This is a genomic window from Staphylococcus sp. GDY8P126P, from assembly GCF_017891965.1.
Taxonomy (GTDB): domain Bacteria; phylum Bacillota; class Bacilli; order Staphylococcales; family Staphylococcaceae; genus Staphylococcus; species Staphylococcus saprophyticus.
Window position 1 is genome coordinate 50,047 of sequence record NZ_JAESKG010000004.1, and the last position, 21,260, is coordinate 71,306.

The window sequence follows — 21,260 nt, forward strand, 5'->3', positions numbered from 1 at the left end:
CAATAAGGAATCGTTTTTATACACAATCATAAATATATGTAGAAAGTAGAAGTGAGTCAAAATGTTTGTAGATACGTTTAACCCCTTTGATAACGTCCTGTTATCATCAATTGTTGCAGCAGTGCCGATTGTTTTATTTCTTTTATGTTTAACTATTTTTAAAATGAAAGGCATTTATGCATCAATCACAACTGTTGTTGTTACAGTTATTATTGCTATCGTCTTCTTTAAACTACCTGTAAATATTGCATCAGGTGCTGTTGTAGAAGGATTTTTCCAAGGGATTATACCCATTGGTTATATCGTTGTAATGGCAGTTTTACTTTATAAGATTACGAATGAAACTGGTCAATTCGATACGATTCAAGATAGTATATCGAGCATTTCTCAGGACCAACGTATTCAATTGCTATTAATTGGATTCGCATTTAATGGATTTTTAGAAGGTGCTGCTGGATTTGGTGTACCTATCGCTATTTGTGCTTTATTACTTACACAATTAGGATTTGCGCCATTGCAAGCTGCCATGTTGTGTTTGATTGCAAACGCTTCAGCAGGTGCTTTTGGTGCCATTGGTTTACCAGTTACAGTTATAGACACATTAGGTTTACACGATAGTGTGACAGGTATGGCAGTTTCTTCTATGTCTGCTTTAACACTTGTGCTTATGAATATGCTTATTCCATTTTTATTAATATGGATTATAGACGGATTTAAAGGTATTAAAGAAACACTACCAGCGATACTTGTAGTTGCGATTACTTTCACTGTTTTACAAGCAATCATTACGGTGTTTATAGGCCCAGAATTAGCAGATATCATACCACCATTAGGTGCAATGATGGCACTTGCAATATTTTCTAAAAAATTCCAGCCAAAACATATCTTTAGAATTAATAAAGATGAAGAACCTCCAAAAATCAGCAAACATCAACCTAAAGAGATTATTTATGCATGGAGTCCATTCGTCATTTTAACAGTAGTTGTAATGATTTGGAGTGCATCTTTCTTTAAAGCATTGTTTGTTCCAGGTGGTGCGCTAGAATCATTCGTGTTCAACATTGCACTACCAGGTACATATAGTGAAATCGCTAATAAGGCGATCACATTACCGTTAAACATCATAGGTCAAACAGGAACAGCTATTTTAATCGTTATTGTTATTACAATTTTGATGTCCAATAAAGTACATTTTAAAGATGGTGTGCGTTTATTCAAGAACGCATTTAAAGAGTTATGGTTACCAATCATTACGATTTGTTTTATTTTAGTTATTTCTAAATTAATGACTTATGCAGGTTTGAGTAATGCAGTAGGTGAGGGAATTGCGAAAACAGGTAGTATTTTCCCATTATTATCACCAATTTTAGGTTGGATTGGTGTATTCTTAACTGGTTCAGTTACGAATAACAATACTTTATTTGCGCCAATTCAAGCCGCGGTAGCAAGCAATATTGGTGCAAGTGGTGCGTTACTTGTTTCTGCAAATACCGTGGGTGGTGTTGCAGCAAAATTAATTTCACCTCAATCAATCGCTATTGCAACAGCCTCTGTACAACAAGTAGGTAAAGAATCAGAATTACTTAAAATGACACTTCGTTATAGTGTGGCTTTACTGGTTTTCGTATGTATTTGGACTTTCTTATTAAATATATTTATATAGAAAAAACAGATATTAATTTCAAATGGATTTATTTTTAATAGCTTATTATAAAACAAACGCCTACAAAGTAGTCATATGTATGTCTACTTTGTAGGCGTTTTTGCATTGTGTAAGGTGAAAATCCTATGATTGTCGGTTTATCTAATGTCTAAGTATCAAGCATATGTCTAAAAGAAAGATAGATTGCATTTGGCCCATAAGTCTCAACCGTTTGATAACCATTTTCGATAATAACTTGATCCTTAAATTCTTGGTTAATGAGACGGCGTAGTTTGTTTGCTAAAGCGTCTACATTGCCATGTTCAATTAAATAGCCATTTACATTATTTTGAATAATTGATTCAGGACCAGCATTTCCGTCAAAGCTTACTACGACACTGCCTTGATTCATTGCTTCTAATATAACCATGCCAAACCCTTCATTGCGGGATGGAATAACTGTCAGTTCGCTTTTAGCTAATTTTTCATTTAATTGATGTGTTGCGCCTTGAAGAAAAACAATATCCTCTAAGTTATTTTTACGGATCAACTTGGATAAGTTGTCTCGTTCTTTACCATCACCATATATGTGGACCTGATATCCAAATTGCCTCATATTTTCTTGAATTAGATTAATACTGTCAATCAATAAATCAAAGCCTTTTTCGTATTCTAAACGTCCGGCGGCACTAATATTTTTAACTTTTTGTTCTTGTAAGCGTGTTTCATTGATAATATTTGGGATTACAAAAGTAGGGATGTGTATGTAATCTTGATATTTTACTTTATCAGTTTCAGTTAATGTTGTTAATTTGTCTAGATTTTTATAGGCATTAATGATTTCTTGTTGATATGCTTCTGGATGCGCATCAAAATTCATGTGCTCCATACCAATTTTTTCACATTTCATAGGCGCATGTTGAGCAATAAGTATATTAAAACTTGCGCGTGTCCCAATTAGGACATCGGTATTAACGTGTTTAATTGCTTTAATCATTTTCTTTTCTATATAATGTGAAAATTGATTAAGACCAGGTTCGTGTTGGGAAATATACTTGGGTTTCGATAAGGATGTCCATTTAGTAATACGATTAAATAAGATATCTTTAAAATTAAAGGGATGTAATTGGTAGTTAACTAAGGGCTTAACTTTAATGGATGGATTGATATCAAAATAAGGTGATGTGTCTCCTTTAAAAACGGAAATAATTTCCACGTGATGTCCTTTTTCAGCTAGAACATTAGCGATTTGGGAAATCGATTTTACCGTTCCACCCATCGCATAAATATTATGCATAAAAAAAGTGATTGATTTCATAAAAACCTCCAAGCGTACTTTACTTAAATTGAAATCCATTATATCACGAAATGTGTGGTGGATTTCTTTATTTTCTTTGTTTATAAAACGTTGTGATAAATAAAGTATACCTCGTTTTAATAAGTATAATCATCAAAATATGATATATTCTAGTTAACACTTATTAACAAAATTTGTGTAAAATTACTGAAACCCCTTTTTTCATGCGATAATTACGTATATAATTAGAGAGGTATGAAGTAATTGTGTTATTGCGTTAAATACATAAATGGCAATAAGACGAATTTTTTATTTTTAAGTTATAGAAAACGCTTTACTAAATTAGTGAACGTATTATAAAAGTAAAGATAACGTTTCTATTAAACACATATAAAAGGGGGACTGTATTTGTTATGAGTACACAACATAGCAAAACAGATGTCATCTTAATTGGTGGCGGTATCATGAGCGCAACACTAGGGACGATTTTAAAAGAAATCGCTCCTGAGAAAGAAATTAAGATGTATGAAAGGTTATCAACACCTGCTGAAGAAAGTTCGAATGCGTGGAATAATGCGGGCACAGGACACTCTGCATTATGTGAATTGAACTATACGAGCGAAAATAAAGACGGCACAATTGATATCAAAAAAGCGGTTAAAATCAATGAACAATTTCAAGTTTCCAAACAGTTTTGGAGCTATCTAGTGAAACAAGGGCAACTCGATTATCCAGAAGCATTTATTAAACCAGTGCCTCACATGAGCTTTGTTCAAGGGATTAAAAATGTAGACTTTTTGAAAAGACGTGTAGAAAGACTAAATAAAAACATTTTATTTAGTAATATGGAAATCACGGACGATAAAGATAAGATAACTGAATGGACGCCTTTAATTATGGAAGGACGTACGTCTAATATCCCCATGGCGATTAGTTATGATAAAACAGGTACAGATGTTAACTTCAGTGCATTGACTAAAAAATTATTTGAAAATTTAGAAGATAAAGATGTAGCATTAAATTATAAACACGAAGTTGAAGACATTAAACAGCGTAAAGACGGTGTTTGGGAAGTGAAAGTTAAAAATCTTGATACAAACACTATAGAAATTGTAGAAAGCGACTTTGTATTTATCGGTGCAGGTGGCGCAAGTTTACCATTATTACAAAAAACAGGCATCAAAGAATCTAAACATATAGGAGGATTCCCAGTTAGTGGGCTCTTCTTAGTGTGTAGAGATGAAGCGATTACCAAAAAACATTTAGCTAAAGTATACGGTAAGGCACCAGTCGGCGCGCCGCCAATGTCTGTACCACATTTAGATACACGCTATATAGATGGTAAACGCACAATTTTATTTGGACCTTTTGCTGGTTTTTCACCGAAGTTTTTAAAAACAGGTTCAAATATGGATTTAATCAAGTCTGTTAAACCTAATAACATAATTACCATGCTTTCTGCGGGAATTAAAGAGATGAATTTAACGAAATATCTTATTTCACAACTTACCTTATCCAACGAAGAACGTATGGAAGATTTACGTCAATTTGTACCGAACGCAAAGAGTGAGGATTGGGAAGTTGTTGTTGCAGGACAAAGAGTACAAGTAATCAAAGATACTGATCAAGGTAAAGGTACCTTACAATTCGGTACAGAAGTCATCACTTCTGAAGATGGCTCATTATCTGCATTACTTGGTGCTTCACCTGGCGCTTCTACGGCGGTAGATATTATGTTAGATTTATTGAAACGTTGCTATAAAGATGAATTTGAAGGTTGGGAAGAAAAAATTAAAGAAATGGTTCCTTCTTTCGGTATGAAATTATCTGAGAATGAAGCACTTTATACGCAATTAAACAAAGAGATTACGAAATATCTTAAAATTAACTAGAGTTATTGGTGATTAAGGATGACAAATAAATAAGCCATGAACTAATGAAGTAGAAATTGTGCATTGTATATCTTTTATTCATATTAAATTAGGCCGAGACATCAAAATGTGTCTCGGCCTAATTCATTGTATGGGTTGTAAATGTAGGGCATCGTTTTATCGAATTAACTTATTGTCTTAGGCACCTTTTTGAATGTGATTGTAAAGGTCGTTCCAGCATTTTTTTCACTATCTACCGTTATTGTGCCATGGTGCAGTTCAAATATTGCTTTTGCTATCGCTAAACCGAGGCCATTACTATTATCATGATTACTTGACTTGTAGAATCGTTCAAATATACGAGCTTGTGTTTCGGCTGACATGCCTTGGCCGTCATCTGTAATTGTACATGTAATTGTCTCTAAGTTTTGTGAAAGTGTGACGTCAACCATGCCACCCGTTGTTGAGTATTTTATCGCATTGGTAATCAAATTTTGAAAGGCTTGATGTAATAAACGTTCGTTACCATTCATACTAATTGTTTCTAAGTCTGACATTAAAATTAAATCTTTTTCATTGGCAGAAAATTGCTCATGTCTAATTATTTTTTTAATCAACTGATTTAATTGAATATCATCATCAAAGTCTAAATGCGCGCCATTATCTATCTCTGATAACAGTAACAATGCTTTTGTTAATTCACTAAGTTGTGTTGTGACTTCATATATTTCTTCAATATATTGCTCACGTGCATTATCCGTTTTAGCAAACTTTAATAAATCAAGTAGATGATGAATATGAGTTAGCGGTGTTTTAATTTCATGCGATACATTTTGAACAAAATGTTGTCTCATATCGTCTAATTGTTTGAGAGATAGGCGCATTTTATCAAAACGATATTGTAATGTACCAAATTCATCTTTACGTGTTACATGAATGACCTCATCAAAGTTACCATGCATCAATCGTTCTGTAGCACGTTTCAACTGTTGTATCGGTTTGATAATCGCATAAGTAGATGAAATAACCAATATAATTGAGAAAAGTAGTAATAATGTGATTAGAATCGCAAGAAATATTCTAAATTCACTAAATGTTTTGCCAATGTCAGGACGCATAAAAACAGCATATGTATGTTCTTTAGATTGATAAGCTATACCAACGGTATTTTTCGTTGTATTCTCAAAAAAACCAGTGATAATAGGGTTATAGGGTAAATTTTTAATACCATGATAATCCTTACCATGTAATACAGATTCAGCTGTTTTTTTGCTAATATTATCTTTTCTGAATTCAGTGCCATAATATGTACGATGGCCATCTTCAGAAATTGTCATCACTTGATAATTCATCTCTCCCAAGTGTTTGAAAAAGGGTGCAGATGCTTCAATCCTTGATTCTTTTTGATATTGAATTGAATCCTTTAATGTGCGCATGATTTTAGCGTCGTTATTTTCTTTTAAGTAGTTATGATAAATAATATTAGTACAGAGAAAACTAGCAACTGCAGAGAATATCATAACAGTGATTGTGTAAATGGCTATTCGTGTATAGAGTGATTTAAACATGATCATCCACCTTATAGCCTAATCCTCTTACAGTATGAATCGTTACAGAAGCATCTATTTTTTCAAGTCGTTTTCTCAAACGCTTAATATGAACATCCACTGTACGTTCATCACCTTCATAATCAAAGCCCCATATTTTTTCAATTAATGCATCACGATTAAAGACTTGCCTTGGATTAGAAGCAAGTAAAAAAAGTAACTGAAATTCTTTATTAGGTAAATTCATTGATTTTGATGAAGATTGAATTTCTAAATAGGATTGGTTTAATGTCAGATTACCGATTGAAACTTCGTTATTTATATTAACATTATAACGTTTAAGTACCGCTTTAATTCTGAACATCAATTCCTTAACTTCAAAAGGTTTTGTAACATAATCGTCTGTACCTGTTAAATAAGCTTGTTCTTTATCACTTAAAGCATCTCGTGCAGTTAACATAATGACCGGAATATCGAAATCTTCTTTAAGTATTTTACATAATTCAAATCCACTCATTTTTCCCATCATCACATCTACAATTGCAATATCAACTTGATGTGTTTCAAGATAAGATAAAGCATTTTCTGCACTAGATTGGACAATTGTTTCGAAATGCTCTCGTTCAATATATTTCGAAACATATTCTAATATTTTTGGGTCATCATCGACAATTAGACAGGTTGTCATACGCAAGGTCTCCTTATTAAGTATTATGATTATTATAAATGTAACACTTCGACGATACAATTTATAATAATGAAATAATTTAGATGCGTTCATATTGAGTTCACATTGATAGCATAAACTCCAAATATAAGTTTTAAAGAAGGAGTTGGAAATAATGAAATTAGCATGGCAAGAAATCAAATATTATAAGTTTCGCTATATTTTAATCATGCTCATCATATTATTGTTAGGTATTATGGTGTTATTTATAAGTGGATTAGCTCAAGGATTAGCAAGAGAAAATATCTCAATGTTAGACAACATGAAATCCGAAAAGTATGTTTTACAAGATAATAAGCAACCACAAATTGAGAAGTCGATTATTAAACCAGAACAACAAAATAAAATTGAAGATATTACAGGTCAAGAACCATTAAAAATGGCACCTCAAACATTAAAGATTGATAAAAATGAAGAAGACGTCTTAATGATCAATACGGTTAAAAACGAAAAGCCTGAATTAAAAGCAGGGCATTATCCTACTAAAGACAATGAAGTGGCAATTAATAATAAACTTACTGCTGATGGCATTAACGTAGGAGATAAAATTAAACTTAAAGATGGTAAAGTATTAAAAGTATCAGGTGTACTCAATGATACGATGTATTCACATAGTTCAGTTGTGATGATGAGTGATAATGGATTTAACACATTAAATAAACAAGCTAGCACTATTTATCCAGTTAAAGATTTATCAAAATCAGAGCAAGGGAAAGTGAATGATATTTCTGGCGTGAAAGTATTTACAGAAAATGACATAACAAGTGAAATTCCAAGTTATCAAGCAGAACAAGCGCCATTAAATATGATGATTGTAAGTTTGTTTGTTATTTCAGCGATTGTACTTAGTGCATTCTTCTATGTTATGACAATTCAAAAAATACCAGAAATTGGAATATTAAAAGCGATTGGTATGAAAACAAAACACTTATTAAGTGCATTAATTATTCAAATATTAATTACGACGATGATAGGGGTGATTATATCAGTTGCTATTATTACGGGATTGTCATTCTTAATGCCAGTATCTATGCCATTCCATGTCACAACATCAAATCTACTGTTAGTTGTAGGTGTATTTATTATTGTTGCTATAATTGGAGCAATATTATCATTTATCAAATTATTTAAAGTAGATCCTATCGAAGCAATTGGAGGTGGAAAATAATGAGTTTACAAGTTAAAGATATTAAAAAATCATTTGGTAATGGCCAATCAGAAACTCCTGTATTAAAAGGTATCAATTTCAATGTGAATGAAGGCGAATTTGTTATTCTTAATGGTGCATCTGGATCTGGTAAAACGACATTATTAACTATTTTAGGTGGTTTACTTTCACAAAGTAGTGGAGATATTTTGTATAATAATCAACCTTTATTTACTAGAGATAGAAAGGCTTCAGAATTAAGGTTAAATGAGATTGGCTTTATCTTTCAATCGTCTCACTTAGTACCATATTTAAAAGTAAAAGCACAATTGGCAACGATTGGTAAAGAGGCAGGAATGACTATGAAAGAAGCTAATCAAAGGGCAGAAACTTTACTAAAACAAATAGGACTAAACCATCGCTTGACTGCCTTTCCTCATATGCTGTCTGGTGGGGAGAAACAACGTGTGGCAATTGTGAGAGCACTAATGAATCATCCTAAAATTATCTTAGCTGATGAACCGACTGCAAGTTTAGATGCGGAACGTGCGACGGAAGTTATTGAAATGATCAAAAATCAAATTAAAAGTAAAAAAATGATTGGCATCATGATCACTCATGATAAACGTTTATTTGAATATGCTGATAAAGTCATTGAATTAAATGATGGCGTTATTCCCAATGCCTAAATGATAGATGTGTTATTTTAGATGCAATGCAATAGGGCGTTAAGATAAAACGGAATGTATACTTAAAGTATTTAATTTATTACATCCGCAAATAGTATAAATAAAAATCTGAGACACTTAGTGATGTCTCAGATTTTTTATTCACTCAATGACGCGTAGCGATACAGTGTTCATATTTAAAATATGTTATAAAGGGATACTTGGAATAAACCAATATGCGATTATGCATATGAAAAACAAAGCTGCAAAATAAACCGTTAATAATAATTTATATTGATACATTAATGCTAAGAAATCACGAATTAATGCAATTTCAAAAAAATGATAAGGTGTATGACTTCCAACTCCAGTTAATTTTAAATTGAATTTTTGTCCAAAGCGTAAAGCACGCATAATATGAAATTGACTTGTGACACAGACAATTTTAGGGACACATTCGAAGTGGCTCTCAATGAGTGATTTAGAGAATTGGATATTCTCTGACGTACTTGTGGATTGATCTTCTAACATAATACGATTTGATTCAACACCATGATGTATTAAATAGCGCTTCATGGCTAGCGCTTCGGAGATGGGTTCATCGGGACCTTGTCCGCCGCTCACAATAAACTTAGCATTTGGTTGTTGTATATATAAAGTTAAAGCACGATCCAAACGGCTAGCTAACATAGGCGTTACATTTTCTGTAAATATACCAGCACCTAGGACAAGTATGACATTGAAGTCAGGTTTAATATTCAGATTTAAAAAGTTCGACGAACACATCATGTAGCAAATAAAAGTGAAAAGCGCGCTAAAAGATATAGCTGAAATCCATAGAAAGATAACGTTAATACCAATAGGAATCAAACTAATGTAAAAGCATGCAAGCGTGAAAACAACGAGCTTAAAAGCCACATAATAGAGACGTTTTAAGAAAAGGGCACTCATGCGATTTTGCATTAAATGCTTATGTTTGATGTGTAATAATAGAGCGCCTAAGGACATGACAACAAGAATATCTATAGGTAGCGTATGCTCACCAATATGTATAATAATGACAACATAACCTAATATTACCTGGGAAATATATATTGAAAGATGTGCCGAATATTTGAAGTTAAAAAACATACACAAATATGTAAATAATATCATAATACATAAAGCCAAAGTTAACATACCCATGCCTCACTTCCGATTTTTATAGTATATTAAATGTAGTGTAATCTTTCGAAATAAGCAAATTTAATTATTAATACTAAGGTAACCAAGTAAAAATATGAATTAATATAAGTATAAGTTGCGAGTTTTAACTTTTATACATAATAAAATATTGATATCATTAACATAATATAAAAAAAACAAAAATTAAATGATTTTTAATGGAACATTGAGGTGGCAGGTATGGTAAAAAATTTAGGTAATCATATTGAGTTTATGGGAGAGTTCATTGATGATGTGAATACATTGATGGCGAAGTTACTGAAAGCATTGAGAGAAGAATATAAAATTTCAAAAGAACAAGCTAACGTGATTTTGATGTTAGAAAATGAAAAAGCAATGACTTTGACAGCAATTACAGAGAAACAAGGGGTTAATAAAGCAGCAGTAAGTCGAAGAATAAAAAAATTGATACAAGCTGAAGTTGTAGAATGGGATAAAGCCGAAGCACATACAGATCAGCGTTTAAAATATATTAAGTTAACGGAAAAAGGTAAGCAATTTAATCGAGAAAGTAAATCTATCATCAACGATATCGTAAGTGACATGTTGCATGATTTGTCAGATGAAGAAATCGAACAGGCGAGATATGTGCTCGAGATTATTGATCGTCGACTAAAGAATTTTAATTTAAAAAACCACGCATAAATTTAGTTGACGTAACATACGATGAGTAAAAAGCAATCTTAAATATTGATTATTGACGTTATTGTGTCAATGCTACTTTAATCGTGTTATTGGACTAACGATGTATATCATTTTTAGCATGCGTTACATATAATAAGGTAAGTAGAATAAAATAGGCAATTTATGTTTGCATATTGGATTAATTAAAGTAGCAACAGCAAGCTTACATATGGTTTCATTTTAATGTGTGTTAAAATAATGTGATGATGTATGAATTTAGAGATAAAGAGGTGATAAAATGCGAAAATGTCCTAAATGTGGGGGGAATATGAGAGATAAACAAAGTAAGTGTGGCCATTGTGGTTATGAAGTCACTGACAATCACTCAGAACAACTCACGCGTTCATTAAAAGATAATAAAAAAAGCGCAAATATAAAAGCACGTAAAATTATCCCCTGGGGAATTGCATTCTTTATCATTATCTTACTTATTATTATTTTCTTCTTATTAAAAAACTTCAATTCGCCTGAAGCACAATCAGAGTTGCTTATAAATGCAGTCGATAATAATGATACACAAAAGCTTTCTACAATCCTAAGTACACAAAACAATAGTGTGGATGAGACAGAAGCAACCGCTTATATTAAATATATAAAAAATGAGGTTGGGATGGACAACTTTGTAAAAGATGTGAATCAAAAAATCAAGAAGTTAAATGAGAGCGAGACCAAAGAAGCGGATTTTGTCACTGCTAAAAATGGAGAAAATGTATTGAGAGTTAGTAAAAATGGAAGACGTTATTTAATTTTTGATAACATGAGTTTTACGGCTCCTACTAAAGAAGCTATCGTCAAACCTAAATATGATGCGACATATAAATTTAAATCTGATGATAAACAAAAAACAGTCACTGCTGAAAAAAATAAAACGACAGCAATAGGTAAATTTATTCCAGGTGATTACTTACTAGAAACTAAAAAAGAAACGGCTAATGGCCAATTTGATGGTCAATTAAAGTTTAATTTTAATAATAGTAATAATGAAACGATAGATGTCAGCGAAGATTTTAACGAGGCATATATTCAAGTTGAATTAAGTGGCGCATCAGAAATAGATAAAGACACTGTAAAAGTAAAAATCAACGATAAAACTTACGATTATGCTAAAGCAAAAGAGATTGGTCCATATCCAAAAACAAATGATATTACTGTTTCTGCTGAAGGCGAAGCTAAGAAGAAAACATTTAAGTCAGCTGAAACGACAGTGAAAACAGATAATCTAAAAGATAAAACAAAAGTAACATTAAATTTTGATGATGATGAAATACAATCCTATGTAGATAAAAAAGAAAAAGAAGAGAATAGCTTTAGAAATAAGGTGACTAATTTTTTCGGTAATTTCACTACAGCGATGAATAGTGCACATAGTCAAAGTGATTTTTCTTTAGTATCATCTTATTTGAAGAAAAACACAGATAACTATAAGTCGACTAAAAGTGATGTGAATTCAAACCGTTTATTCTTTATACAACAACCACAAATAACAGAAATCATTAAACAAGGTAATACATTTTATGTAACTGGACAAGCTTTGAAAGAGAATGGTCAATATGGAGAAGTTGACTATCAATTACAAGGTGATGGAGATGCAGATAATTTAAAAGTAGTTAAATATTCAGAGTAATTAATAAAGGTATTTAATTGGTCTATATTATTGTAAGACCATATAATATTAAATAATTGGAATGAGGAAGAACGAGGTGCTTTTAACCTCGTTCTTTTTGTATAGAGAAATGAATATACAAGCAAGTATTTAAAAGTGGTAAGGTTAAAGCTATAATGGTGTTAATATGTATAAAATGATAAGAATAGAATTATTTTTAGGAGAACTTAAATGACTAATAAACAAACGCAGCACAAACAATCATTACTGTTTGTCATTATTTTAGGGGCTTTAACAGCAATCGGCGCTTTATCTATTGATATGTTCTTGCCTGGCTTACCTCAAATACAATCAGATTTTAGTACAACAACTTCAAATTCACAATTAACATTATCTCTATTTATGATTGGTCTCGCTTTAGGTAATTTATTTGTTGGTCCAATCTCTGATGCGATAGGTAGAAAAACGCCACTTGTTGTAGCCATGTCATTATTTACATTGGCAAGTATAGGTATTATTTTCGTCGATAATATTTGGCTCATGATTGCTCTAAGATTTGTTCAAGGTTTCTGTGGCGGTGCAGGTGCAGTTATATCACGCGCGATATCTAGTGATTTATATAGTGGAAAGCAATTAACAAAATTCTTAGCTTTACTTATGCTAGTAAATGGTGTAGCGCCGGTCATAGCACCTGCTCTAGGTGGCGTTATATTATCGTTCGCTACTTGGCGTATGGTCTTTGTTATTTTAACGTTGTTCGGTGTTTCAATGGTCATTGGCTCACTATTTAAAGTACCAGAATCTTTGGAATTAGAAGAACGAGACAGTCCACATCTTGGTAGTATATTTAAAAATTTCAAGCAATTATTAATTACGCCCAGATTTGTATTACCAATGTTGATTCAAGGTGTAACATTTATTATGTTGTTTAGTTACATATCTGCTTCGCCATTTATTACGCAAAGTATTTATCAAATGTCGGCGCAACAATTTAGTATTATGTTTGCAGTCATAGGTATCAGTTTGATTATTTCTAGCCAATTGACTGGTAAAATGGTTGATTATATAGATCGACTAACTTTGTTAAGAATTTTAACCATAATACAAATTATTGGTGTAGCAGTCGTATCGATGACGCTAGTCATGCATTTATCAATGTGGTTGTTATTTATTGGTTTTGTTATTCTCGTAGCACCAGTTACTGGTGTGGCGACATTAGGCTTTTCAATTGCAATGGATGAACGCACTGGTGGTAACGGCAGTGCATCTAGTTTATTAGGATTAGTTCAATCCTTATTAGGTGGACTTGTTTCGCCTTTAGTCGGCATGATGGGTGAAGACAGTTATATACCATATATTACCATTATTATGATAGCTGGTATTTTGCTCATTATTTTGCAATGTATCAATTATTTTGTGTTTAAGTATATACCATCTAAAAATAGTATTGAATAATTAAAGCGGTCGAGACACGTATCATGTCTCGACCGCTTTAATTATTTTAAAATGTTATGCTTATGCGCAATAACTCATATGATATTAGCGTCTAAGTTTTATAGCGTTTGCTAGTAAAATTTGTGCCAGTTCATTAGGTGTTTCGATACACTCTTCACGTATCCAAAAGTATATAATACCAATTTGTCCGCCAATAGCATATGTGACAAATTGTTTTTTCTTCAATATTGTCGTGTAATCGACAAGCATATTCGTATACGTCTCTTTAGTGATTTTTACATAATCCGTAAACAAATCTCGATTAGGGTGTGAGACAAATATGGCATGGAAAAATCCATAGTGACGTTTAATATAAGTTAATATGACTTTGAAAAATTGATAGAGTTTAAAATGATTAATTTCATTTTTATCGAAACTGAAGTATAGTGCATTTAATAATTTTTTATATTTTTGAAGATGATATGTTTGAATCGTAGATAAAAGATCATACTTATCTACAAAGTAATCGTAGAAGGTCGTTCGATTAATGCCACTATAAGCACAGATCATTTTAATAGTAATGTCTTCAAAAGGATGTTCTTCTAGCAAAGTAATCATATTTCGAATAATTTTTTCTTTAGCTTTCTGTTTCATTTTATCTCCTTCAAAAATTGCATACAATAACTTACCCGACACATTTTATAGAAGTGTCGGTGTTTTTTTAAATGTTATGTATCTATAATATATAAAGTGAATTTTAAAAGCAAATAGGAGGAAAGAGTAATGAAAAAAATGGTATTAATCAACATCGTTACCATTGTAGTTCTTGTGATTATAGGAGTAGTCGGTTTCCATTTTTATAATCAAGCTACAGGATTTGTAAGTACTGATAATGCGAAAGTAGATGGAGAACAAATTAAAATATCTGCACCAGCATCAGGTGAAATCAAATCATTCGATGTAAAAAACAATGAAAAATTAAATAAAGGTGATAAAGTTGCAGAAATTGCAGCTAAAGGTGAAGATGGCCAATCACAAAACATGGACGTTAAAATGCCACAAGATGGTACAATCGTAAAAACAGATGGTATGGAAGGTTCAATGGCGCAAGCAGGGACTCCAATTGCTTATGCTTATAATTTAGATGATTCTTACATTACTGCAAATGTTGATGAAAAAGATATTGCAGATGTTGAAGAAGGCAAAGATGTAAATGTAAAACTTGACGGCGAAGACGCTGAACTTAAAGGTAAAGTAGAAGAAGTTGGTAAAGCTACAGCTTCAAGTTTCTCAATGATGCCTTCATCAAACACTGATGGTAATTATACAAAAGTATCTCAAGTTGTACCTGTGAAAATTTCACTCGATTCAAAACCATCTAAAAATGTTGTTCCAGGAATGAACGCTGAAGTTAAAATTCATAAAAATTAAGGGGGTCTTTAAATGACAATGACCTTCATTATAATTTACGTAGTCATAGCGCTCATTTTAGTTGGGTTACTTAATGTTTTTCTAACTAAAAGAAAACATAATAAAGTAAATCAACAAGTGGAACAAACAAAGCATGAAAGTCATGTTTCTAATGAAAATTATCAATCTAAATTTAAAGTGAACGATACGGAAGATTCTCAGGAATCATCCAAGGAGTCAAAAGCAACGAACGAAGATGATCGTGAAAATAATGATGAGAATGATGAATTAAACACATTTTCTACTGATATCAATGATACAGAAGTAGAACAACAAGATGATTCAGATCATGAAGCGATCAATCCTAATTCAGAAGAAGCTAAAGTAAATGAAAAATTAAAAGAAAAGCATAGTACATTTATGTTTGGTAAAGGTACGACCCAAGGTAAAGTATTAATTGCGATGATCTTTGGTATGTTTATAGCTATATTAAACCAAACTTTACTTAATGTAGCGTTACCGAAGATAAACACAGATTTCAATATTTCAGCTAATACGGGTCAATGGCTAATGACAGGATTTATGCTAGTAAATGGTATCTTAATTCCAGTCAGCGCCTACTTATTTAATAAATATTCGTATCGTAAGCTATTCTTAGTTGCGATGACATTATTTACGATTGGTTCTTTAGTCTGTGGACTGTCTGAATCATTTACAATCATGATGGTAGGTCGTGTATTACAAGCTATTGGTGCCGGTATATTAATGCCGTTAGGTACAAATGTATTTATGACAATTTTCCCACCTGAAAGACGTGGGGCAGCGATGGGTACGCTTGGTATCGCTATGATTTTAGCACCAGCGATTGGTCCAACATTATCTGGTTATATTGTTGAAAATTATCATTGGAATGTTATGTTCTATGGTATGTTCATCATTGGTTTGGTATCTTTAGCCATTGCTTATATTTGGTTTAGAGTATATCAAGTAACAACAAATCCAAAAGCCGATGTACCAGGAATTATCTTTAGTACGATTGGTTTCGGTGCGTTACTTTACGGATTCAGTGAAGCAGGTAACAATAGTTGGAGTTCACCTATCGTAGTCATTTCCTTAATATTAGGTGTTATCTTTATTATTGCATTTGTCATCAGAGAACTTACAATGCGTGTGCCTATGTTAAGTATGGAAGTATTAAAATACTCAGGATTTACGTTAACAACAGTCATCAATATGATCGTTACAATGAGTTTATTTGGTGGTATGATTCTTTTACCACTTTACTTGCAAAACTTAAGAGGCTTTACCCCAATTCAATCAGGTCTGTTATTACTACCTGGTGCCTTGATTATGGGTGTTATGGGTCCAATTGCTGGTAAATTATTAGACACAATTGGTATCAAACCATTGGCATTAGTAGGTACTGCAATCATGACTTATGCTACTTGGGAATTAACGAAATTAAATATGAATACGACTTATGGTCATTTAATGCTTATTTATATTATTCGTTCTTTTGGTATGAGTTTTATTATGATGCCAATTATGACAGCTGGTATGAATGCATTACCACAGAGATTAATTGCACATGGTAATGCCTTATCAAATACATTAAGACAACTTGCAGGTTCAATTGGTACGGCGTTATTAGTGACAGTGATGTCTACACAAACAACGCAATATGCTGCAGGTTACGCACAAGATTTAGATAAAACGAACCCATTTATTAAAGATCGTTTACAAGAAATGGCGCAAGCGTTAGGCGGCGAACAAATGGCAACTTCACAAGTGCTAGAATTTGTTCAAAAACTAGCTTCTATCAATGGTGTCAATAGTGCATTCTTAATTGCAACAGCGCTAAGTGCACTTGCATTTATTTTAAGTTTATTCTTAAAAGGTAAAGATCACTATATGTCTAAAGAAAATTAAATCATATTTTTTGATTAACATAAAAGCCGCCTCCAACTTAAATGTTGGAAGCGGCTTTTTCTTTTACAGTATGTTTTTAAATAGATGACGATAAGCTTATTTACGCACTATACGATTTCTGAAAAACATGCTAATTAATACGAGCGCGATACTACATCCTAACAATGTAAAAGCATTATGAATTGCATCAGCTTCAGTTAAGATTTGGGTAGGTTTAACTGAAATATAATATTGATTCATTGAGTCTGAAATTCTAGAAGCAATATTTTTAATTAGATAAGAAAAACCAAATGTAATGACTAACATAATCGCGATGACAAACATATTTACTACTTTTAATACGGTTCTGTTAAATAGTAAAGTAAAGAAAGTTAAGACTAAACTTAAAATACAGGCGATAAAGAACACGTAAAATACTAGGATTAATCGATCGATACTCGTTTGTAAATTATCGATTGAGGCGACATTAATATTTAAGTTAGAAATATCATTTATAGTAGTTTGGAAATTAGTGAGTTTATGAAAATTGATTGTCTCTTGCGCGAAGACTAAATTAAAAATAGGTTCCTTAAACATGCTATAACCCGTTATGGCCATTAAAATAAGGACAATAATCTGGATAAGCATACTTACCCAAGACTTTTTCTTTTTTTCAAAACGCATCCCACGTTGCATGGGTTCACTTGTTAGGGTATGTTCAAAATCTTTAAATTGATGGTTCTGTTCTGCCATAGGATACTCCTTTCATTACTGTAGAATGCTACATCTAAATATTTTATGACTTTTGTTTCTATTTTGTTATAATATGCAATAACTGTGATAACTAGTTATTGATAGATTCGATTATTAGGGAACTCAAATTATATTATAACTGTATTTTTATGTCATTGTATTAATTTTACCATACTATGAATTTTGATTAGTAAGTAAAATGAAATATTCTAAATACTTGGAGAATAAACTTAGATTGGATGGATTATAAATGAAATCAAGACTGACAACTAAATTTGTGAATAAGTACCTCTTACCTCATAGATCTATTATTTTTAGTTCAGATGAAGCTTTTGAGCAATTTTTAAATAATCGCGAGAAAATTAATGAAAAAAAACATAAACAACCTGAAACATTGAATGTTAAATCTGATTTAGATAAACAAATGCTAGGGGATATGCAAGTCTTTAGATTTCGTTTTAGACATAGCCACGAAAGAAAAATACTCTATATACACGGTGGTTATAATACATTGCAGCCATCTGCTTTTCATTGGAGATTTATGGATAAGCTTTCATTAAGTACATTAAGTGAAGTTGTCATGCCAATCTATCCAAAGACACCTGAGTTTCATATAGAAGATACTTATAATGCTATATTTGAGATGTACAATAAATTGCTAACTGAAGTGGATAGTGATGCTATTGTCATTATGGGAGATGGCACTGGTGCTGCTTTAGCACTAAGTTTTGTGCAACAACTGAAGAAAAAAAAACACCCTTTACCAAGTAAATTATATTTGTTTTCACCGTTACTAGATGCCCAATTGGATAATGAAGGTATCACGGAATCACTAGATAAAAAAGATGTCATCGTTAATAAAGATGGCGTACAACGCATTTTAAACATATGGTCTCATAATCTGCCATTAGACGATGCACGTGTGTCACCAATTTATGGAGAACTGACAGATTTGCCACCGATATATATGTTTGGCGGTGCATACGAAATTTACCTCCCAGACATGCAAAGATTTGCACATATTTTAGCAGATAAATCACAAGAAATACATTTTTATGAATATAAAAGAATGATTCATGCTTTCCCCTTATTACCTATAAGAGAGTCTCATAAAGTGGTTAAGCAAATCGTAGAAACGTTAAAAGATGAATGAACAGATAACTAAATATTTTAAAACAAGCTGAAACATGGATGTCAAAGCTTGTTTTTTTATAATCATTAATAAAATGCTATATGGCTAGAAATAGCGAATCAAAATGCATATATGGTTGTCATACAACGACCTGTGATTAGGTTGTGATTATAGTTTTATAGCTTTACGCTACATTAGGTTTGTTGCACATGTCATTAAAATGTTTGGTTTAATATCGTTGTGTGAACTGTGTCGATAATTAATTTTTGACCCATTAATGAATAATGATGTGCAAGTACTACATCATAGTCTTCGGTGGGTAGCGCAAGGCTTTTAAACTTAGCTGCAGATGATTCGAATGATTTGATGACTTGAGTGCTAAATTCCGTAAAATTAAGCTTGAAAGCTGCATCGTCAGAATCATTTTTTAATATTGAATCTATGGCATCAATCGCTTTCTTCTGACCTTGTAAATAACTGATATCTAAACCACGTTTAATTAATTTATTGTCTGGTCCGTTTAATACAAGTTGCTTACTTTGATTTAATTCGCTTAATTCATATTTAGTATCATCGAATAAATCATACAATTGTGATGCTACTGCTGAATGTATATGATTTGTCATAGTAATATCTAAACTCCTTTTCTTGAAATCCGAATACGATGGCCTAATTGTTTTGGCCATTCAATTAATTGTTGATTATCATAATAATTGATAATTGCTTGTGCAAATTGTTCTGGGAAAGGTGCAGTTTTAATAGTTGCACGATCAATACCTAACATGAGTGCTTCATTCGTAGCAACTTTTGAACCATGTTCATTTGTCATTATGGAAAAGAAATGGACGCTTTTTTCATTATAATCATATAAATAGATGGTAATGTGATAGCGTTCGTTTTTCTTTAATTCAGAAAGGTAGGCCGTGTGTTCTTCAACTGTAAATAGTGTATAGTTTAAGGCTTCACGCTCTTCCAGGGATAATCCGTGTTGATAATTGAATTGGTTAATGGCATCGCTAAAGACCATATTATAATGAGCATCATGCATGTGACCATTGTGATCAATCATATCTTCGTTCACTTGCTGAATCACTGTGAAAGGATTTTTCATGAATACAACTCCTCAAAGTTTGAAAATATATAATTAAAGTTTAACATGTTTTAAAGTATGCTTAACGAAATAAATCTAAAACATACACACATACTATTTCATGGTAAAATAAAGGAAACGATTTCGGGAGGGGAATAATGAGTATAACGATTAAATATCAAACTTCTGAACAACCTTTCGTTCAGGTAGCTCACTATAATGAAATACCAAAAGAAGCTACGCTGATTTGGTATGATTTTAATGACCCAACGGAAACTGAAAACGAAGTATTACAATCACAATTTAAATTTAATAAACTTGAAATTGAAGATACGATAAAAGGGACACCGAGAGCAAAATATAAGGCCTATGAAACATATCAATATCTCGTCTTTCATAGTATGGATACCCCTTTTAATAGGGATAAAGCGTTAAATTTGTTTATCAAAGATAATATTTTGATTACATACCATCACAAACCATTTTCAATATTAGAAGATGTAGAACAAATGATTAAACATCAATTTAATAAAGATTTAGATACGTCTGATGTGGCACTGTATATTTTAGATAAATTGGTAGATGATTATTTTAAACACATTTATGACATCGAAGATAGAGTGTTTGAATTCGAAGACCAAAATTTAAACAGTCAATCCATTAAAGGTATCATGGAAGATGTATTTAAAATTCGTGGTGACATTATTAAATTGAAACGCATTATATACCCTATGAACGAATTAATAGATAATATTAAAGAAAGTAAGCTATTACTTGTAGATAGTAAAAATCATATGTATATTCAACATATAGAGGATCATATTATTAAACAACAAAGTATTTTAAAAACTGCACAAGAAGTGACAACTGAAATAAGAGATAATTATTCGTCCTATACCTCATTTAAAATGAATAGTGTGATGCAAATACTGACCCTAGTATCTGTGATATTCTTACCATTAACGTTAATTGCAGGTATATATGGCATGAACTTTATCAATATGCCTGAGTTAAAGTGGCATTATGGTTACTATATTGTATTAGGTATTATGTTGGCGATTAGTGCAGGATGTATTTATTATTTTAAAAAAGAAAAATGGTTTTAGTATGTAATTTAAGACAT

General features: G+C 31.9%; 19 protein-coding genes. 11 read left to right on the forward strand and 8 right to left on the reverse strand.

Annotation, left to right across the window (positions count from 1 at the left end):
* Window positions 1–61: 61 nt before the first annotated feature.
* Entirely contained in the window at window positions 62–1,663 is a 1,602-nt protein-coding gene (locus tag KA893_RS08475; protein ID WP_011302489.1) for an L-lactate permease, read from the forward strand.
* 148 nt (window positions 1,664–1,811) lie between these two features.
* On the opposite strand, the gene KA893_RS08480 is transcribed toward KA893_RS08475, so the two are convergent.
* Window positions 1,812–2,960, reverse strand: coding sequence for a glycosyltransferase family 4 protein (locus KA893_RS08480; protein ID WP_037537812.1), 1,149 nt, complete (start codon window positions 2,958–2,960; stop codon window positions 1,812–1,814).
* Between the two features lie 392 nt (window positions 2,961–3,352).
* Between KA893_RS08480 and mqo the strand changes: the two genes are divergently transcribed.
* Window positions 3,353–4,831: a malate dehydrogenase (quinone) gene (mqo, locus tag KA893_RS08485; protein WP_002482490.1), complete on the forward strand. Its 1,479-nt coding sequence runs from the start codon at window positions 3,353–3,355 to the stop codon at window positions 4,829–4,831.
* Window positions 4,832–4,995: 164 nt separating this feature from the next.
* Here the strand turns inward: mqo and KA893_RS08490 are convergent, their stop codons facing one another.
* Window positions 4,996–6,378, reverse strand: a complete 1,383-nt coding sequence (locus tag KA893_RS08490; protein WP_069821549.1) for a HAMP domain-containing sensor histidine kinase — start codon at window positions 6,376–6,378, stop codon at window positions 4,996–4,998.
* Window positions 6,371–7,045 carry a response regulator transcription factor gene (locus KA893_RS08495; RefSeq protein WP_002482492.1) on the reverse strand — a complete coding sequence of 225 codons (675 nt, stop codon included), beginning with the start codon at window positions 7,043–7,045 and terminating at the stop codon, window positions 6,371–6,373. The genes KA893_RS08490 and KA893_RS08495 overlap by 8 nt, the downstream gene beginning before the upstream one ends.
* Before the next feature lie 154 nt (window positions 7,046–7,199).
* Here KA893_RS08495 and KA893_RS08500 point away from each other — a divergent pair, with 154 nt between their 5' ends.
* Both KA893_RS08500 and KA893_RS08505 read left to right on the forward strand, forming a co-directional pair.
* Window positions 7,200–8,252: an ABC transporter permease gene (locus tag KA893_RS08500; RefSeq protein WP_210125736.1), complete on the forward strand. Its 1,053-nt coding sequence runs from the start codon at window positions 7,200–7,202 to the stop codon at window positions 8,250–8,252.
* Window positions 8,252–8,920 carry an ABC transporter ATP-binding protein gene (locus KA893_RS08505; protein ID WP_069838165.1) on the forward strand — a complete coding sequence of 223 codons (669 nt, stop codon included), beginning with the start codon at window positions 8,252–8,254 and terminating at the stop codon, window positions 8,918–8,920. Before KA893_RS08500 ends, KA893_RS08505 begins: the two co-directional genes overlap by 1 nt.
* 186 nt (window positions 8,921–9,106) lie before the next feature.
* Here the strand turns inward: KA893_RS08505 and KA893_RS08510 are convergent, their stop codons facing one another.
* Window positions 9,107–10,084, reverse strand: a complete 978-nt coding sequence (locus KA893_RS08510) for a YdcF family protein (protein ID WP_081324743.1) — start codon at window positions 10,082–10,084, stop codon at window positions 9,107–9,109.
* Window positions 10,085–10,303: 219 nt separating this feature from the next.
* On the opposite strand from KA893_RS08510, the gene KA893_RS08515 reads away from it, so the two are divergent.
* From KA893_RS08515 to KA893_RS08525, 3 genes are all read left to right on the forward strand, one after another.
* Complete coding sequence (locus KA893_RS08515) at window positions 10,304–10,768, forward strand: MarR family transcriptional regulator TcaR (RefSeq protein ID WP_041079181.1); 465 nt, start codon at window positions 10,304–10,306, stop codon at window positions 10,766–10,768.
* A gap of 277 nt (window positions 10,769–11,045) precedes the next feature.
* Window positions 11,046–12,431 (forward strand): membrane-associated protein TcaA, encoded by a 1,386-nt coding sequence (locus tag KA893_RS08520; protein ID WP_011302497.1) that lies wholly within the window; start codon window positions 11,046–11,048, stop codon window positions 12,429–12,431.
* A gap of 210 nt (window positions 12,432–12,641) precedes the next feature.
* Entirely contained in the window at window positions 12,642–13,865 is a 1,224-nt protein-coding gene (locus KA893_RS08525; RefSeq protein ID WP_041079179.1) for a putative multidrug effflux MFS transporter TcaB, read from the forward strand.
* A gap of 84 nt (window positions 13,866–13,949) precedes the next feature.
* Here the strand turns inward: KA893_RS08525 and KA893_RS08530 are convergent, their stop codons facing one another.
* On the reverse strand, window positions 13,950–14,498 hold the full coding sequence (locus KA893_RS08530; protein WP_037537839.1) for a TetR/AcrR family transcriptional regulator: 549 nt from the start codon (window positions 14,496–14,498) through the stop codon (window positions 13,950–13,952).
* Between the two features lie 129 nt (window positions 14,499–14,627).
* Here KA893_RS08530 and KA893_RS08535 point away from each other — a divergent pair, with 129 nt between their 5' ends.
* Together KA893_RS08535 and KA893_RS08540 are read left to right on the forward strand one after the other, a co-directional pair.
* Complete coding sequence (locus tag KA893_RS08535; RefSeq protein WP_011302500.1) at window positions 14,628–15,275, forward strand: HlyD family secretion protein; 648 nt, start codon at window positions 14,628–14,630, stop codon at window positions 15,273–15,275.
* Window positions 15,276–15,287: 12 nt separating this feature from the next.
* Window positions 15,288–17,183, forward strand: coding sequence for a DHA2 family efflux MFS transporter permease subunit (locus KA893_RS08540; RefSeq protein ID WP_069838162.1), 1,896 nt, complete (start codon window positions 15,288–15,290; stop codon window positions 17,181–17,183).
* A gap of 96 nt (window positions 17,184–17,279) precedes the next feature.
* Here the strand turns inward: KA893_RS08540 and KA893_RS08545 are convergent, their stop codons facing one another.
* Window positions 17,280–17,915 (reverse strand): hypothetical protein, encoded by a 636-nt coding sequence (locus KA893_RS08545; RefSeq protein WP_002482503.1) that lies wholly within the window; start codon window positions 17,913–17,915, stop codon window positions 17,280–17,282.
* Window positions 17,916–18,165: 250 nt separating this feature from the next.
* On the opposite strand from KA893_RS08545, the gene KA893_RS08550 reads away from it, so the two are divergent.
* Window positions 18,166–19,068: an alpha/beta hydrolase fold domain-containing protein gene (locus KA893_RS08550; protein ID WP_041079174.1), complete on the forward strand. Its 903-nt coding sequence runs from the start codon at window positions 18,166–18,168 to the stop codon at window positions 19,066–19,068.
* A 194-nt stretch (window positions 19,069–19,262) separates the two neighbouring features.
* Here KA893_RS08550 and KA893_RS08555 read toward each other — a convergent pair whose 3' ends face one another.
* Window positions 19,263–19,673: a hypothetical protein gene (locus tag KA893_RS08555; RefSeq protein ID WP_002482505.1), complete on the reverse strand. Its 411-nt coding sequence runs from the start codon at window positions 19,671–19,673 to the stop codon at window positions 19,263–19,265.
* Window positions 19,674–19,681: 8 nt separating this feature from the next.
* Window positions 19,682–20,158 carry a thioesterase family protein gene (locus KA893_RS08560; protein ID WP_069838161.1) on the reverse strand — a complete coding sequence of 159 codons (477 nt, stop codon included), beginning with the start codon at window positions 20,156–20,158 and terminating at the stop codon, window positions 19,682–19,684.
* 137 nt (window positions 20,159–20,295) lie between these two features.
* On the opposite strand from KA893_RS08560, the gene corA reads away from it, so the two are divergent.
* A complete protein-coding gene (gene corA, locus KA893_RS08565; RefSeq protein WP_069838160.1) occupies window positions 20,296–21,243 on the forward strand; it encodes a magnesium/cobalt transporter CorA in 948 nt (315 codons plus the stop codon).
* Window positions 21,244–21,260: the final 17 nt, after the last annotated feature.

Coding starts and splice junctions, on each gene's coding strand:
- mqo (WP_002482490.1), top strand. CDS start 3,353: ATGAGTACACAACATAGCAAAACAGATGTCATCTTAATTGGTGGCGGT.
- KA893_RS08490 (WP_069821549.1), bottom strand. CDS start 6,378: ATGTTTAAATCACTCTATACACGAATAGCCATTTACACAATCACTGTT.
- KA893_RS08545 (WP_002482503.1), bottom strand. CDS start 17,915: ATGGCAGAACAGAACCATCAATTTAAAGATTTTGAACATACCCTAACA.
- KA893_RS08525 (WP_041079179.1), top strand. CDS start 12,642: ATGACTAATAAACAAACGCAGCACAAACAATCATTACTGTTTGTCATT.
- KA893_RS08480 (WP_037537812.1), bottom strand. CDS start 2,960: ATGAAATCAATCACTTTTTTTATGCATAATATTTATGCGATGGGTGGA.
- KA893_RS08530 (WP_037537839.1), bottom strand. CDS start 14,498: ATGAAACAGAAAGCTAAAGAAAAAATTATTCGAAATATGATTACTTTG.
- KA893_RS08515 (WP_041079181.1), top strand. CDS start 10,304: ATGGTAAAAAATTTAGGTAATCATATTGAGTTTATGGGAGAGTTCATT.
- KA893_RS08495 (WP_002482492.1), bottom strand. CDS start 7,045: ATGACAACCTGTCTAATTGTCGATGATGACCCAAAAATATTAGAATAT.
- KA893_RS08555 (WP_002482505.1), bottom strand. CDS start 19,673: ATGACAAATCATATACATTCAGCAGTAGCATCACAATTGTATGATTTA.
- KA893_RS08550 (WP_041079174.1), top strand. CDS start 18,166: ATGAAATCAAGACTGACAACTAAATTTGTGAATAAGTACCTCTTACCT.
- KA893_RS08520 (WP_011302497.1), top strand. CDS start 11,046: ATGCGAAAATGTCCTAAATGTGGGGGGAATATGAGAGATAAACAAAGT.
- KA893_RS08540 (WP_069838162.1), top strand. CDS start 15,288: ATGACAATGACCTTCATTATAATTTACGTAGTCATAGCGCTCATTTTA.
- KA893_RS08500 (WP_210125736.1), top strand. CDS start 7,200: ATGAAATTAGCATGGCAAGAAATCAAATATTATAAGTTTCGCTATATT.
- KA893_RS08505 (WP_069838165.1), top strand. CDS start 8,252: ATGAGTTTACAAGTTAAAGATATTAAAAAATCATTTGGTAATGGCCAA.
- KA893_RS08510 (WP_081324743.1), bottom strand. CDS start 10,084: ATGGGTATGTTAACTTTGGCTTTATGTATTATGATATTATTTACATAT.
- KA893_RS08535 (WP_011302500.1), top strand. CDS start 14,628: ATGAAAAAAATGGTATTAATCAACATCGTTACCATTGTAGTTCTTGTG.
- KA893_RS08475 (WP_011302489.1), top strand. CDS start 62: ATGTTTGTAGATACGTTTAACCCCTTTGATAACGTCCTGTTATCATCA.
- KA893_RS08560 (WP_069838161.1), bottom strand. CDS start 20,158: ATGAAAAATCCTTTCACAGTGATTCAGCAAGTGAACGAAGATATGATT.
- corA (WP_069838160.1), top strand. CDS start 20,296: ATGAGTATAACGATTAAATATCAAACTTCTGAACAACCTTTCGTTCAG.